Annotated in this window: 11 protein-coding genes; 5 read left to right on the top strand and 6 right to left on the bottom strand. The window is 52.0% G+C overall.

The features are described from left to right. Positions 1-35: 35 nt before the first annotated feature. From purH to ACT53C_RS01180, 4 genes are all read right to left on the bottom strand, one after another. The gene (gene purH / locus ACT53C_RS01195) at positions 36-1,640 is read right to left on the bottom strand and encodes a bifunctional phosphoribosylaminoimidazolecarboxamide formyltransferase/IMP cyclohydrolase (RefSeq protein WP_476144437.1); all 1,605 of its coding nucleotides are present in this window, start codon (positions 1,638-1,640) and stop codon (positions 36-38) included. A gap of 93 nt (positions 1,641-1,733) precedes the next feature. Then, positions 1,734-1,970 (bottom strand): helix-turn-helix domain-containing protein, encoded by a 237-nt coding sequence (locus ACT53C_RS01190; protein ID WP_194748698.1) that lies wholly within the window; start codon positions 1,968-1,970, stop codon positions 1,734-1,736. Continuing rightward, positions 1,970-3,013, bottom strand: coding sequence for a tRNA dihydrouridine synthase DusB (gene dusB / locus ACT53C_RS01185; protein WP_476144436.1), 1,044 nt, complete (start codon positions 3,011-3,013; stop codon positions 1,970-1,972). The genes ACT53C_RS01190 and dusB overlap by 1 nt, the downstream gene beginning before the upstream one ends. A 79-nt stretch (positions 3,014-3,092) precedes the next feature. Continuing rightward, entirely contained in the window at positions 3,093-3,719 is a 627-nt protein-coding gene (locus tag ACT53C_RS01180) for a TetR family transcriptional regulator (RefSeq protein ID WP_476144435.1), read from the bottom strand. A gap of 199 nt (positions 3,720-3,918) precedes the next feature. On the opposite strand from ACT53C_RS01180, the gene ACT53C_RS01175 reads away from it, so the two are divergent. From ACT53C_RS01175 to lgt, 5 genes are all read left to right on the top strand, one after another. After that, positions 3,919-5,082: an efflux RND transporter periplasmic adaptor subunit gene (locus tag ACT53C_RS01175; RefSeq protein WP_476144434.1), complete on the top strand. Its 1,164-nt coding sequence runs from the start codon at positions 3,919-3,921 to the stop codon at positions 5,080-5,082. 82 nt (positions 5,083-5,164) lie between these two features. After that, positions 5,165-8,305 (top strand): efflux RND transporter permease subunit, encoded by a 3,141-nt coding sequence (locus ACT53C_RS01170; protein ID WP_476144433.1) that lies wholly within the window; start codon positions 5,165-5,167, stop codon positions 8,303-8,305. A gap of 150 nt (positions 8,306-8,455) precedes the next feature. After that, the gene (locus ACT53C_RS01165) at positions 8,456-9,910 is read left to right on the top strand and encodes an efflux transporter outer membrane subunit (RefSeq protein ID WP_476144432.1); all 1,455 of its coding nucleotides are present in this window, start codon (positions 8,456-8,458) and stop codon (positions 9,908-9,910) included. Positions 9,911-10,076: 166 nt separating this feature from the next. Then, complete coding sequence (locus ACT53C_RS01160; RefSeq protein WP_476144431.1) at positions 10,077-11,342, top strand: MFS transporter; 1,266 nt, start codon at positions 10,077-10,079, stop codon at positions 11,340-11,342. 99 nt (positions 11,343-11,441) lie between these two features. After that, positions 11,442-12,236 carry a prolipoprotein diacylglyceryl transferase gene (gene lgt / locus ACT53C_RS01155; protein ID WP_476144430.1) on the top strand — a complete coding sequence of 265 codons (795 nt, stop codon included), beginning with the start codon at positions 11,442-11,444 and terminating at the stop codon, positions 12,234-12,236. 24 nt (positions 12,237-12,260) lie between these two features. Here lgt and ACT53C_RS01150 read toward each other — a convergent pair whose 3' ends face one another. After that, positions 12,261-15,377 carry a type I restriction endonuclease subunit R gene (locus ACT53C_RS01150; RefSeq protein WP_476144429.1) on the bottom strand — a complete coding sequence of 1,039 codons (3,117 nt, stop codon included), beginning with the start codon at positions 15,375-15,377 and terminating at the stop codon, positions 12,261-12,263. After that, positions 15,374-16,057 (bottom strand): hypothetical protein, encoded by a 684-nt coding sequence (locus tag ACT53C_RS01145; protein ID WP_476144428.1) that lies wholly within the window; start codon positions 16,055-16,057, stop codon positions 15,374-15,376. Before ACT53C_RS01145 ends, ACT53C_RS01150 begins: the two co-directional genes overlap by 4 nt. Between the last annotated feature and the right edge of the window lie 8 nt (positions 16,058-16,065).

Below are 16,065 nucleotides of genomic sequence, written 5' to 3'. Positions count from 1 at the left end.
GAAGATGTTTTTTGTGTTCTCTGTGGCAAATAGAATTAATGTCTAAAGTGGCGAATGCCGGTCACGACCATGGCCAGGCCGCGTTCATCAGCCGCCGCAATCACTTCCTCATCGCGCATGCTACCACCGGGATGGATCACGCAACTCGCGCCTGCATCGGCCAGTACGTCTACGCCGTCCCGGAACGGGAAAAATGCGTCAGAAGCGACCACTGAACCTTGCAGGCTCAAGCCGGCATTTTGCGCTTTGATGGCGGCGATTTTGGTACTGTCGACACGGCTCATCTGGCCTGCACCCACGCCTAAGGTCATGCCATTGCCACAGAACACGATGGCATTGGACTTGACGTATTTAGCCACGTTCCAGGCAAACAGCAGGTCTTGCATTTGTTGTGGCGTTGGTTGCAGTTTGGTGACCACTTTCAGGTCAGCCATATGCATCTCATGGTTGTCGGCAGATTGCAGCAAAATACCTGAGCCTACGCGCTTGGAATCGACGGCATTGCGGCCTTGTTCCCAAGGGTTATTGCCGCCTTGTGGCAAGGCGATTTTCAGCACGCGTACGTTGGCTCTGGCGGTGAAAATGGCCAGGGCTTCTGGCGTAAAATCGGGGGCAATCAGCACTTCGACAAATTGTTTGGAAACGGCTTCTGCAGCTGCGCCATCAAGCGTGCAGTTGAAGGCAATGATGCCACCAAAAGCAGAGGTCGGATCGGTTTTGAAGGCTTTGCTGTAGGCTTCCAGTGCGTTCACGCCCAGGGCTACACCGCAAGGGTTGGCGTGTTTGACAATCACGCAGGCCGGGCCGGTGAAAGATTTCACAGCTTCCCAAGCCGCATCTGCATCGGCGATGTTGTTGTAACTCAATTCTTTGCCCTGCAATTGTTGCGCGGTGGCCAGGCTGCCTGGGGCAGGGTAGAGGTCGCGGTAGAAGGCGGCTTGCTGATGACTGTTTTCACCATAACGCAGGTCTTGTACTTTGACAAAATTGCTGTTCATCTGGCCTGGGAATTGGCTCAGGACTGGCTTGCCTGCCGCTTCGGTTTCGGTGAAGTCGATGGCGGACAAGTAGTTGCTGATGGCGGCATCGTATTGGGCAATGCGGTTAAATGCGGCCACAGACAATTTGAAACGTGTTGCTTTGGACACGGCGCCCTGATTGGCTTTCAACTCGTTGACCACTTCAGTGTACTGGGCAGCGTCTGTCAGTACGGCGACATCGTTCCAGTTTTTGGCTGCGGAACGCACCATGGCCGGACCGCCGATATCAATGTTTTCAATCGCATCTTCAAGCGTGCAGTTGGGCTTGGCCACCGTCGCTTCAAACGGATAGAGATTGACGGCGAGCAAGTCGATATTCTCAATGCCATATTGCTGCATGGCCGCCACATGTTCAGGCAGGTCGCGGCGTCCCAGCAGGCCACCGTGCACCTTGGGGTGCAGCGTTTTGACCCGGCCATCCAGCATTTCTGGAAAACCGGTAAAGTCGCTCACTTCTTTGACGGGAATGTGGTTGTCACGGAACAGTTTTGCAGTGCCCCCCGTGGAAAGGATTTCTACACCCAGTTGGTGCAGGGATTGTGCCAGTTCCAGCACACCGGTTTTATCGGAAACACTGATAAGCGCGCGTTTAATCGTCATAATGAGTTTGAATGGAGTTGCTAAATAAAAAATGAAAAGGCTTAAAAAATGAAAAAGGTCTGATGTTGAGATGTCATCAGACCGGGGTCATGCTTATTCTAGGCCGTAGGCGGCCATTTTTTTTCTTAGGGTGTTGCGGTTAATGCCCAGCATGTCGGCGGCTTTGCTCTGGTTGCCGCCCACTTTGTTCAGTACGTATTCCAGCATGGGCTTTTCCACGCAGCCAAGCACCATTTCGTAAATCGCATGCGGCGGTTGCCCATCCAGATGCATGAAATAGTCGTCCAGAGACTCGCGTACCGCGAGACTTAATTTACTATCGGTTTGCATTAGGCTGCGAGCTCCTGGGTGCCTGGGGGTTCTTGATCCAGTTCAGTCTCCTCGTCGTAGACCAGACGGTCGTTTTTCGCACGGAGCTCGGCAAAGAAGTCATTGATGGCTTGTAATTGTAATTCTATGGTTTGCAAGGTATTCATATTGTGACGGAAGGCAGCAGAGCCAGATAAGCCCTTGGTATACCAGGAAATATGCTTGCGTGCGACGCGCATGCCAGTGAGGTCACCATAAAAAGCATACAAGTCATGCAAGTGCTCCAGCATCACCTGGTGAATTTCATCTACGGTCGGCGGCAGCATGTGCTCGCCAGTCTTCAGAAAGTGCTCGGTTTCGCGGAAGATCCAGGGGCGGCCTTGGGCTGCACGGCCGATCATGACGGCGTCGGCCTGGGTGTAATCAAGCACAAATTTGGCTTTTTCTGGCGTGGTGATATCGCCATTGGCAATCAGCGGAATCTTGATTTGCTGCTTGACGGCGGCAATCGTGTCATATTCGGCGTCGCCATGGTAAAGGTCATTCCGCGTGCGGCCATGAATCGTCAGCGCCTGAATGCCGATGTCTTCTGCCATTCTGGCAATCTGGATGGCGTTTTTATTTTGTCTATCCCAGCCGGTACGGATTTTCAGGGTGACTGGCACATCCACCGCATTGACCACCGCCTTGAGAATTTGGGACACCAGCGGTTCGTCTCGCAGCAGGGCAGACCCTGCCATCACATTACAGATTTTTTTGGCTGGGCAACCCATGTTGATGTCGATGATTTGTGCACCATTGTCGACGTTATGTTTGGCTGCCTCGGCCATCATGGCCGGTTCTGCGCCGGCAATTTGCACCGAGATCGGGCTGACTTCGCCTTCATGGTTGGCGCGGCGCTTGGTTTTTTCACTGCCATACAATAAGGAATTGGAGGTGACCATTTCGGAGACGGCCAGCCCTGCCCCCATTTTTTTGCACAACATGCGGAAAGGACGGTCGGTCACGCCCGCCATAGGGGCAACCACCAGGTTGTTCTTAAGTTGATGCGGTCCGATTTGCATGCTTGGATAAGTCAGTGAAAAGACTGACTATTTTAACTGCAAATCGCAGACGAGGGAATGTTTAAAGTAGCATTTTTGCTTATTTTTTACGCAGATTAATGTGTGTGTTGATTAGTTGCATGGCGCGGTCGCGGAATAACGTTCCTTCGGTGTCTTTGACCCACATGTGCAGTAGGCCTGAGAAAAACAGGTGGGTGTCCCAGGCGAGTTCTTGCGGACTAAGCTGGGTGCCGACCTGGCCGATTTCCTGTGCTTTGGCGTAGGCCTGTTCCATTTTGTGCACGAGTCCGCTACAGTTACCTAAAATAGATTTGAGTACATCGGCAAACTCATCGACATATTCACATTTGGACATCATGACTTCATAAGTTGCGCGCGTGGTGGCGTCATCGTTGAGAATCTGTACGGTGTTTTCGAGGTGTGTGCGAATGCGGCCTAGCGGATCAATATTGGACTCTTCCGCGTTTCCGAGTAAGGTGTCATCCATGCGGTCTATCAACGGCAAATACACTTCTTCGCGCATGGCATGAAACAAATCTGCCTTGTTCTGGAAGTGCCAATAGACGGCCCCGCGCGTGACTTTGGCATGGGAGGCAATCTGTTCCAGACTGGTGCGGCTAACCCCTTTTTGCAGAAACATATGTCGCGCAGAGTCAATGATGTGTTGGCGCGTGATTGCAGCATCTTCTTTGGTTTTACGTACCATAAGTATTTATCGCTCTTTCATAAATTCATGAATGTTTCATTTGAATGTTGTATTTTATCAGCCGTCACAGGCGGCTTGTGGCGGTGGGCATTTGGCAAAATTTTTTGCAAAACCCTTTTACATACATTCGTGTTTGTATATAATATACATCCAATGATGTATGTAATCAAGTCTATTTTAAAACTGAACAGAGGATAACATGTTGATTTCACAGACTATCCAGCCTCGCCTTGCCTTGCTCGTGCTTGCATTAAGCCTGGGATTGAGTGCTTGCGGAAAATCTTCACAGCAGCAAAATCCAGCCGCGGGTGGCATGCCTGCGATGCCAGTCACCGTGCAAACCGTCGCCGCTGAAACCATCCCGGTGCAAACTGAAGTGGTTGCGCAAACTGAGGGCGCCAAGCAAATTGAAGTGCGTCCACGCGTCGGTGGCATTGTGCTTAAACGCCTATATCAAGAAGGGGATGCGGTCAAGGCCGGGCAAGATATGTTCTTGATTGATCCTGTTCCGTATCAGTTGCAGGTAGATCAGTCCAAGGCGCTGATTGCACAACAAAAAGCCCGGATTGAGCAAACTGCGCGTGAGGCGCAACGTCTCAAGGGTTTGCTGGAGAGCCACTCTATCAGTCAGCGTGAATATGATAATGCCGCCTCTGATAACTCTGTTGCCGCAGCGACCTTGTTGCAATATCAGGCGCAACTGCGTGAAGCGGAGCTGAATCTGTCTTATACGCATGTCAAAGCGCCAGAGAGTGGGATTGCCGGTCGCTTTGTGTTGTCAGAAGGGGCGTTGGTCAGTGCCAACACTACCTTGTTGAGCACCATCGTACAATTGTCTCCGATTTGGGTCCGCTTCAGCCTGTCCGAGTCCGAGCTCACAGCGTTGGGTGGGCATTTGCGCCCAGGCCGCGTGCAGGATGTGCGTTTGATCCTGGCAGACAATACTGAATATCGTTATTCAGGCAAGATTAACTTCTCTGCCAGTCAGATTGACCCGGCATTGGGGACGCAGCAACTGCGGGCCGAATTCCAGAATGCGGACAGTGCCTTGTTGCCAGGTCAGTTTGTGCGGGTACGCCTGACCACTGGCAAGCGTGATGGCGTCTTCCTGATTCCGCAAACGGCCGTACTGACTGGTCAGCAAGGCAAGTTTGTCTTTGTGGCCGAAAAAGATAAAGAAGGCAAAACGGTGGCCGCGGTCAGGCCGATTGTCGCGGGCGGCTGGTTTGACAACCGCTGGACGGTGTTGGATGGCTTGAAAGCCGGCGATCAGGTCATTGTCGACAATCTGATCAAGGTGAGACCTGGTGCACCGGTGGCACCACATGCACCAGACGCTGCGCCGGCACCAGCCAAGTCTTAACGCATTCACCGTCTTTGTTGAATAAGCCCATTATGTTACCAAGGGCCTGGGCATGTACCAGGCCCGTCTCAGGGAAAACGATATGACCCGATTTTTTATCACACGCCCGATTTTTGCCAGCGTGCTGTCTATCATCATCGTGTTGGCAGGTCTCGCAGCGGCATTCCAGTTGCCGATTGCCCAATATCCGCAAATTGCACCCCCTACGGTGCTGATTACGGCCAGCTATCCTGGTGCCAGCGCAGAAACACTGTCAAAAACCGTGGCTGCCCCGATTGAGGAGCAGCTAAGTGGTGTGGAAAACCTGCTTTACTTTAACTCTAGCTCTGACAGCAGTGGTACTTTAACCATTACCGCCACATTTGATGTCGGTACCGATGTCAACCAGGCGACCTTTAACGTCAGTAACCGTGTGAACATTGCGTTGCCGCGTTTGCCCGAAGATGTACGCCGGACCGGGGTTGTGGTTCAAAAACGTTCGAATGACATCCTGCTGGTCGTGATGCTCACCTCGAAAAACAAAGACCATAATCGTTTGTTCCTGAGTAACTACGCCACCTTGAATTTGCTGGATGAATTCAAGCGCATCAAGGGCGTGGGCGATGTCACCATTTTTGGTGGGCAAGATTACTCCATGCGTGTCTGGTTGCGTCCTGACCGCATGGCGCAACTGGGGGTGTCTACCAGCGATGTTTCTGCGGCCATCAGCGCACAAAACGCGCAGTATGCCGCAGGCAAGATCGGTGCTGAGCCCGCTTTGCCTGATCAGCAATTGTCATTTACCGTGACAGCTAAAGGACGGTTGATTGACCCTGAAGAGTTCGGCAACATTATTTTGCGTGCGCAAGGCCCCAACGGTGTCTTGCACCTGAAAGATGTGGCACGCATCGAGTTGGGCGCACAAAGCTATAACGTGACTTCTGCACTCGATGGCCAGGCCGGTGTGGCAATGCCGGTCTTTTTACAGACCGGTGCCAATGCACTGGATACCGCCAATGCGATCAAGGCCAAGGTGGAAGAGTTAAAAGCCAAATTCCCGCAAGGCATGGAATACAACATTCCTTATGACACCAGTGACTTTGTGAAAGCCACCATCAAAGAAGTGTTCCATACCTTTGGTGAGGCGCTGGTACTGGTCGTGATCGTGGTGTTCCTGTTCCTGCAAAGCTGGCGCGCAACCCTCATTCCGATGATTGCAGTGCCGATTTCGATTGTTGGTACGTTTGCCGGCTTGTATGTGTTCGGCTTCTCGATCAACCTGCTGACTCTGTTTGCCATGATTCTGGCCATCGGCATTGTGGTGGATGATGCGATCGTGGTGCTTGAGAACACCGAGCGTTTGATGAAAGAGGAAGGCTTGAACCCGCTGCATGCGGCGATTAAGTCTATCGCACAAGTGCAAGCGGCGGTGGTGGCGATTGTACTGGTCCTGTGCGCAGTGTTTGTTCCTGTGGCATTCCAGGGCGGCATTGCCGGGCAGCTCTATCGTCAGTTCGCGGTCACTGTGGCCATTGCTGTGGTCATTTCAGGCGTGGTGGCGTTAACGCTGACCCCTGCTTTATGTGCCATGATTCTGAAGAGTGGCGGTCATCACGAAAATGCTTTTTTCAGGAAGTTTAACCAGGGCTTTGGCCGGTTGACCAACTTGTACACGGGCACCGTCCGCTTGACCTTACGTCACAAACTGATTGGTGCCATCGTATTTGGGGCCATGCTGGTGGTGATGATCTTCCTGTTCCGTACCGTGCCTGGTGGATTTGTGCCGCCAGAAGATCAGGGCTACGTCATTAGCATTGTGGTGATGCCAGATGGCGCTACCTTGAAGCGGACTTCCCAGACCATGGAAAACATCCGGTCAGCGGTTGCGAAAGATCCTGCCACTGCGCATGAATTTGCGGTGAATGGCTTTGAATTGCTTACCGGCGCCAACAAAACGAATGCGGCGACCATGTTTGTCCGTATGACGGATTGGGAAAAGCGTACTACCAATGCCGACCAGATGGTTGGAAAGTTGATCGGCATAGGCATGAGTCAGCCGGATGGCATGGGCTTTGCCGTGAACCCGCCAGCGATTCGTGGTTTGGGTTCTGCGGGCGGTTTTGAGGTCTATGTGCAGAGTCATGGGGATACGGATCCCATCAAACTGGCGCAAGTCATGAACAACTTTATGGATGCGATGCGTGCCAATCCGCAACTGACACAGATTAATAGTTTCTTCCGGCCGACCGTACCGCAGTTGTACATTGAGGTGGATGAAGCCAAAGCCTTGTCACAGAATGTGAAAATTGCGGATATTTACGCGACCTTGCAGAGCACCATGGGCTCGCTCTATGTCAACGACTTTAACCGTAATGGCCGGACTTACCGCGTGCAGTTGCAAGCCGAGGCGGGTTACCGCATGAAGCCTGAAGACTTGGGGAAGGTGTATGTACGTAGCCAGCCGACGGATGATAATCCGAATGGCAATATGGTGCCGATGTCTGCACTGGCAAAAGTCAGCAACATCGTCGGTGCCGAACAGCTTGAACGCTACAATGGCCTGCTGTCTGCCAAAGTGTTCGGTAGCGGTGCGCCCGGCGTGAGCTCTGGCGATGCGATCAAGCTGGTGGAAAAAATCGCCAAGGAAAACTTGCCGGATGGCTACCAGATTGCCTGGACTGGTCAGGCTTATCAGGAAAAGCGGACCGGTTCGGCTGCGCTGGTGGCCTTTGGCTTCGCCACCATTATGGTGTTCCTGATCCTGGCGGCACAGTTTGAAACCTGGTCCTTGCCGCTGGCAGTGATCATGGCGATCCCGTTTGCGATGACAGGTGCCTTGCTGGCAGTGTTGACGCGTGGCATGAACAACGACATCTACTTCCAGATTGGCCTGATTACGCTGATTGGTCTGGCGGCTAAAAACGCCATCCTGATTGTGGAATTTGCCTCGCAAAAAATGGAAGAGGGCATGCCGTTGGCTGAAGCTGCGCTTGAAGCCGCCCGCTTGCGCTTCAGACCGATTGTGATGACCTCCATGGCGTTTGTGCTGGGGATTATTCCACTGGTGTTTGCGACCGGTGCGGGTGCCGCAGCGCGTCAATCCATGGGGACAGGCGTCTTCGGCGGCATGTTGCTTGCAACCTTTATTGCCACCATCTTTATCCCATTGTTCTTTACCTGGCTGACCAGTGAGAAAAAAGTGCGTCACCATGGTCATGTGGAAGAAGATGCTTCTGCACAATGAAGAGCGTAGCAGCTTATCGTGGATTGTTTTAAAGAGTGTCTGGCCCTTAAGTTTCATAGGCCAGCGCTCACAACGTTCTGGGTTGAATCTTGATGATTCAAGAAAGAGTCAATCCAGGGGACAAACAAGAATTAACTAGGTATATCGAGAATGAACATACTTAAAAAGAGTTTGGTGCTATTGGTCATATTATCCTTATCTGGTTGTATTGATTTGGCGCCTTTTTATAAAAAGCCGGATGCGCCTATTCCTGTATCATTGGGCCAGGGGCAGTCCGATCTAAAGGCCTTCAGCGACCTTGAGTGGAAAAAGTTTATTGCTGATGACAGGCTCAAACAAGTTGTTCAGATGGCACTCGAGAATAACCGTGATTTAAGAGTGGCCGCATTGAATATTGAAAATGCGAGAACGTTGTATCAGATTCAGACTTATAACTTATACCCTTCAGTCATGGGTAATGGCTCTCAAATGGCCTATTATGGAAATGCAAATACGGGGGTTTCTTTTGCAGGGCCTAGTAACGCCAGTGGCAATGTCTCTAACCTAGGGGCCACAAGTAATGGTGGCAAGATTTCGCGTGTTTATCGTGCGACGATTGGTTTTAGTGCTTATGAGCTTGATTTATTTGGGCGTATTAGAAACTTAAATGAACAGGCACTACAGACATTCTATGCCGATGAAGAAACTCAAAAAAGTACTCAAATTAGCTTGATTGGTGAGGTGGCGAATGCCTGGCTTACTATGGCGGCTGATATGATGCGATTGGATATTGCCAAGAAAACATTGCAAAGTCAGCAGGCAACTTATGATATCAATCAAAAGTCGTTCGATTTGGGTGGCATAGATATGTTAAGTCTGACGCAGTTGCAGACGACAGTAGACAGTGCAAAGGTTTCGGTTGCAAATTATCAAACCATTGTTAACAAGGATTTAAATGCACTGAATCTGTTGGTTGGTGCCAGTGTGCCTAAGCAATTGTTGCCACCTCCTCAATTGAACATGGTAACTGCTTACGCTGAGTTGCCGAAAAATGTGACCTCCGAGATTCTGCAGCAACGGCCTGACGTTCAAGCTGCAGAACATTTGCTAAAAGGTGCAAATGCTAACATTGGTGCAGCCAGGGCTGCATATTTTCCTACCATTACGCTCAGTACAAGCGCAGGTTACTCTAGCTCTAGCTTGGGTGGATTGTTTAATGGCGATGGCAGAGGTAATTTGTGGACATTTATTCCCCAGGTGAGTGTCCCTATTTTCCCGATAGGAGGCATTCAGTCACGTGTTAAATCTGCCGAGCAAAATAAACAAATTCTGCTTGCCAAATATGATAAAACGATTCAGACCGCTTTTAGAGAAGTAGCTGATGTATTTGCCGAGAGAGAGGGCTTGCAAGGGCAACTAACATCACAGCGTGCTATGGTCGCTGCGACTGAGCAGGCTCTAAAATTGGCAACTAATCGCTACGAAGGTGGTTTTGATAGTTATTTGGCTGTGTTGGATGCGCAAAGAGCTTACTATAATGCACAGCAAACATTGGTAGCGCTGCAGTTAAATGAGGCAACCAGTCAATTGACGCTCTATAAAGTTTTAGGTGGTGGTTGGCATTAGACAAAGACCTCGAAGATTTTCTTGTGTTAATCAAAGCTCAGATTTACTAAGATACAGTCTTGAGTTCAGTAAAAGCCGGGGATGATACTCCGGCTTTTTGTTGTGAGGTACTCCACAGAGATATCCTTAGTGAGCATACTCGACGATATAGCGGGAGCATAAAATCATGAGCAGAGTTTCAATTGGTCATATTGCCTTTGCCAGTTTCATTGGTACAGCCATCGAATTTTACGATTTTTATATTTATGCCATGGCGGCAGCGCTGGTGATCGGCCAGGTCTTTTTCCCCGCCAGCGCGCCAGCGGTGCAATCGTTAAATGCCTTGCTGACCTTTGGTCTGGCGTTTATTGCACGGCCACTGGGGGCTTTGCTGTTTGGTCATTTTGGTGACCGTCTCGGCCGCAAATCCACCCTGGCCGCGTCGTTGCTGGTCATGGGCTGCTCGACGTTTCTGATTGGCGTCTTGCCAGGCTACGATCAATGGGGGCTGTGGGCGCCGGCGCTGCTTTGTCTGTTGCGGTTTGGTCAAGGTATAGGCTTGGGCGGCGAATGGGCAGGGGCAGCCTTACTGGCAACTGAATATGCGCCCGTACATCGTCGCAGCTGGTTTGGTATGTTTCCGCAACTGGGGCCTTCGATCGGCTTTTTACTCGCAACCTTGACCTTTTTGGCCTTAACTCTGGGGCTAACGGAGACACAATTTGAGCAGTGGGGCTGGCGCGTGCCGTTTATCGTCAGTGCGGCGCTGGTCATGGTCGGGCTATATGTCCGCTTCAAGCTGGCTGAAACGCCCGCATTCGCGCAGGCACAGTCTTCAAAAGAGTTGCATCGCTGGCCGCTTAAGGCGCTGTTGGTCACGCATGGACGTGCCATTGTGCTCGGTGCGCTGGCCATGGGGGTGTGTTATCACCTGTTTTATACGGCGACGGTGTTTTGCCTGAGTTATGGCACGCAAACCTTGCACATTGCGCGCCCGGTTTTTCTGGGGATGCTGTGTATCGCTGTGCTAGGCATGGCCACCGCGACGCCACTGGCTGCCTGGTGGTCAGACAAGGTTGGCCAGCGACCTGTGCTGATGCTCGGACAAGGTCTGGCCGTATTACTGGGATTTGCCCTGGCGCCCTTACTAGGCAGTGCGGATAGCGGGCTGATCCTGGTTTTTCTGTTTGCGGCGCTGTTTTTAATGGGCGTCACTTTTGCCCCCATGGGCGCTTTTCTGCCACAGCAGTTCCCGGTTGCTGTGCGTTACAGCGGGGCAGGGCTCAGCTATCAGCTGGGTGGTATTCTGGGTGCCTCCTTCGCACCTGCCATTGCTCAATCTCTGGTCAATCAGGGTGGCTTGACCTGGGTAGGGGCTTATCTCTCCAGCATGGCCTTGATCAGTTTTCTGGCCGTCTGGCGCATGTCGCCAAGCGTATCCAACCTGGATTGAATAATAGGTGCATGCAGTGATTGAGTGGCTTTTAGTCTCTGTTTGCCTGCGCTGGTCGGGTCAGCAGTTATAATGCAGTTTTTTTCACGGTGATACGGCATGTTTACCCATCCGGGCTTTAACCCCATCGCATTACAAATCGGCAGTTTTGGTATCCACTGGTATGGTTTGATGTACCTGATCGGTTTTTTTGGTGGCCTGTGGTTGGGGCAGTATCAGGTCAACCGGTTGCGTAAACTGGACCCAAACTCGCCCTGGCAGGCGCGTGACCCGGACGACATGCTGTTTTACATCGCGCTCGGTGTCGTGCTGGGTGGGCGGTTAGGCTATGTGGTGTTTTACCAGCCCAGTTATTTCCTGCAACATCCGCTGGAAATCTTTGCCCTGTGGCAAGGGGGCATGTCATTTCATGGTGGCTTTATTGGCGTCATGGTGGCCATGGCCTTGTTTGCCCGCAAGCGCGGCGTGATTTGGTTGCAATTGATGGACTTTGTGGCGCCGCTCGTGCCGATTGGCCTGGGGGCAGGCAGACTGGGTAATTTTATCAATGGCGAGTTATGGGGGCGGCCTACCCATGCGGATTGGGGCATGGTGTTCCCAGCCGTCGATCAGTTGGCAAGGCATCCTTCGCAGCTCTACGAGTTTGCACTAGAGGGGATCGCGCTGTTTGTGATTCTCTGGTGTTTTGCGGGCAAAAAACGACCCATCGGTGCAGTGTCCGCCATGTTCTTGCTCTGTTACGGCAGCTTCCGTTTTCTGGTTGAGTTTACGCGCGAGCCAGATAGCTTCTTGGGCCTGCTATCGCTGGGGCTCAGCATGGGGCAATGGCTCTGCGTGCCTATGATTCTGGCAGGGCTCTGGCTCATGCGCAGGGCTTATCGCAAGCAGGTTTAATTCAGCAAGCTGGATCAGCAGGCTTTAAACACGCGATCCATCTGAAATCCCGCGGTCAGATTTTGCCCTGAGCGCTTGATATAGCTGCCCCGGCCCAAGCAATATATCAAGTAACGCTTCCCTCACACGGGTGGAGTTAAGTGCCTGTGTGCTCATCAGTTGATGCGCCTCGTGCGTGTCCATGATGGCATGCATCAATGCTTCTTTCAGGTCTGGCGAGCTGTCAAACTGTGATTTACTGTTGCTGGCTGCTTGCTTAACCAGCGTGTCATTTTCCAGCAACTTTCCTTTAAGCACGCCATTCACGTAAACGAGCTGGTCGTCATCGGTGAGTTCACCCACAAACAAACCATTCACCTTATCAATAATTTCAGCAAGATAGGCCTGTTGTTTTTGCTGCACACTCCCACTGCCCACAGCATCCATGGGGGCCAATTTATAGCTGCCGTCGGTATGCAGGCTCATCGGCTGTTTGCCACGGTTTTTTAAGCTGTGGTGGGTCAGCACTACTTTGGATAAGTCCACTGTGTCTCGCTCACGGCCAAACTCAAGCAATGGCATTAGACGTTTATAAAATAAAAAACGCTTTTCAATCGCTGTGTTGCCGTAATCAAAAATCTGACTTAAAAAAGCATACAGGCGGATATAAGCGCCCATATCGTTCTTAAATAACAACAGGGCATCCAGTTGCTCTTTAGCCGTTTGGGCTGCCTTATCGTTTTGTTGTTCCTCCGCGGTAGCTTTGTCCTGCTGTGCAGCCTTGTAACGTTTCAACAGGCGCTCAGCCACGGGTGCAATCGCAGCATCCAACTGCTTTTGAGTGCCGCCGGGGTCCAGGTCGACTTTGGCAACCCGCTCCACTTCAAACTCATCGTAATAGCCGGTGGCATCAAGTTTGGCACGCAGGTCATAGACTTGATGCGGATCAGTGACAGCTTCAAGTTCTGCCGTATCAAAGTAGGTTTTAAACGCTTTGAGGATTTCTGCCGGTTCATTCACGAAATCCAGGATGTAAGTCGTGTCCTTACCTGGATGTGCGCGGTTCAAGCGCGATAAGGTTTGTACTGCCTGAATCCCGCCCAGCATTTTGTCTACATACATGCCACACAGTAGCGGTTGGTCAAAACCGGTCTGGAACTTGTTTGCGACCAGTAAAAGGTGATAACTCGGTTCTTTGAACACTTCGCGGATATCGCGGCCACGTAAGCCTGGATTGAGCTGTTGGCTAGTCTCGGTGACTGCCTCGGGAAAACTTTCTGGGTCATTCACTTCGCCTGAAAAAGCAACCAGTACGCCCAGCGGATAATTCTGCTTGGCGATGTAAGCGCGGATGGCTTTCTGCCAGCGCACCGCTTCACGGCGTGAGCCCACCACGATCATGGCTTTGGCCTTGCCTGCCAATAGCGGCTGTACGTTCTCGCGAAAGTGCTCAACCACAATCTGCACCTTGCTGGCGATGTTATAAGGATGTAGCCGCACCCATTGCATCAGGCCCTTCATGGCTGTACTGCGTTCGACCTGTTTGTCATCCCACTCCTGACCATCATGAGCCAGTTTGAACGCTAGTTTATAGCTGGTGTAATTTTTCAGTACATCCAGGATAAACCCCTCCTCAATGGCCTGACGCATAGAGTAGACATGAAACGGCTGCGGTAAACCATCCTCGCCTTTGCGGCCAAATAACTCCAGCGTTTTCGCTTTGGGCGTCGCGGTAAAAGCGATATAGGTCAATCCTTTGACGCCCGCGCGGGCTTCCATTTGCGCAGTGAGCAGTGCCTCGGTATCCACTTCGCCGCCATCCTGCAGCTCTGCCCATTCTTCTGCCGATAATAATTGCTTGAGCTTGGCCGCCGCTTCACCCGTTTGCGAGCTATGTGCCTCATCTGCAATCACAGCAAAACGTTTGCCATCCGTGGCAGCCAACTCTTGGGCAGCAGCCATGGCAGCCGGAAAAGTTTGAATCGTGCAGACGATAATTTTCTTGCCAGCATTCAGTGCTTCTCGTAACGCCGAACTTTTGCTGCCATGCTCATTGTTAATGCTCGCCACCACGCCGGTCGTGCGTTCAAAGTCAAAAATCGCCTCTTGCAACTGAGCATCCAACACCGTGCGGTCACTTACCACTAATACGCTATCGAATAACTTGTTGTGCTGCGCATCGTGCAAGTCCGCCAGAAAATGCGCTGTCCAGGCAATGGAGTTGGTTTTGCCAGAGCCTGCAGAATGCTGGATTAAATATCGCTCACCGGCACCGTTCTCCAGCACATCGGCCACCAGTTTGCGTGTGGCGTCCAGCTGGTGATAACGTGGAAAAATCACTGTTTGAAGCTGTTTTTTATCGTCGCGTTTGCCGATCAGGTAACGATGCAAAATATCCAGCCAGCTTTCGCGTGCCCATACTTCTTCCCACAAATATGCCGTCGCAAAACCTTCAGGATTCGGCACATTGCCAGCCGCACCGTTGTTGCCACGGTTAAACGGCAAAAAGAAAGTGCTCGGGCCAGCCAGCCGTGTGGTCATCATCACCTCGCTCTGGCTCACGGCAAAATGTACCAGTGCCCCACCAGGAAAGCCCAATATAGGTTCTGGCATACCGCCTTTGGGCTGCGGGTGGCGGTCATAGCGGTATTGGTCAACCGCATCCTGCACGCTTTGGGTGAAATTGCTTTTTAGCTCCGCCGTGGCCACGGCAATACCGTTGAGAAATAACACCAAATCGAGTGCGTCATGCGGGTGATTGGGTGAGTGCTTTACCTGTCGCACGATACGTAAGCGGTTGGCCGCATACTTTGCTTGAATCGCCGGGTTAATGGCTAATGCAGGCTTAAACTGCGCCAGCGCCAGCGGCTCAAGCAAACCCAGCATTTCCACTCCTCGGCGCAACACATCCAGCGTGCCGCGCTCATTCAGGTTTTTGCGGATGCGCTCGGCCAGCACTTGCGGTAATGCGGCACCATGGGTTTTGCTCAGGCGCTGCCAGCTTTCAGGCTGTGTACTCTCCACCCAGGCTAACAAATCGGGCAAAAACAAGCCGTTGGTTTGGTCAAACTGCGCGGCATCGCCTTCGGCATACAGCCAGCCGTTTGCAGCTAAATGCGCACAGATTTCGCGCTCAAAGTGGTGTTCTTGATGCAGGTTCATACACTTAATTCCTTCAAGCGCATAAGTACAATTTCAACGCGCTCAGGCTCGGCAATCAAGCCGGGCAGAGCGTTCAAGAAGTTTTCGTTTGCTAAAAGCGTTGCAAATATCCCTGCTACTGCCTCTCTTAGCGCAGCAGGTGCCGCGGCCATTTCCGCAACAAGTTCTTCACGGCCATCCACAATATTCAGCACATCTTCCAGGTCGTGGCTGCTCATAAAGTCCCAAGCGCCTCGGCTGGTAAAGGCCTCTAGCTTGGTGGCAACAAAGGCAGTGGCGCTCACCAGGCGGATGCTTGTGCCATCACCCAAATCAACCGGCTCAGCCGTCTCTACCGCATAAGCATACCAGCGGTTAGAAAAGCCCAGTACTTCAGGCTGCACGGGCATTAGGTCAAACACAACGCCGGACGCTTTGTGCACCCAGCGGCAAATCACATCGCTACTGGCGTCGCGCACAAAACCGCGTGCTGCCACTTGCTCCTCAATGCGGTAAAAGGCAGCACGGTTGGCATTGACGATGGCATCCACATCCCGTGTAGCGCGCACGCTGTCAGCGAGCGGGTCGGTCACTAGCAAACCAGCGACTGCGCCACCCACAAACACCACCTCTTGGCGCAAATCCCCCAAGGCTGCGGCAATCAGGCGCAAGTCAGGCAAGTTAGGGTCGCTAGTCCGCATTATTAGTC

The sequence above is a fragment of the Methylophilus sp. DMC14 genome (genome assembly GCF_056314085.1).
Note: the sequence above shows the minus strand (reverse complement) of the source record. Positions and strands in the feature narration are given on the sequence as shown.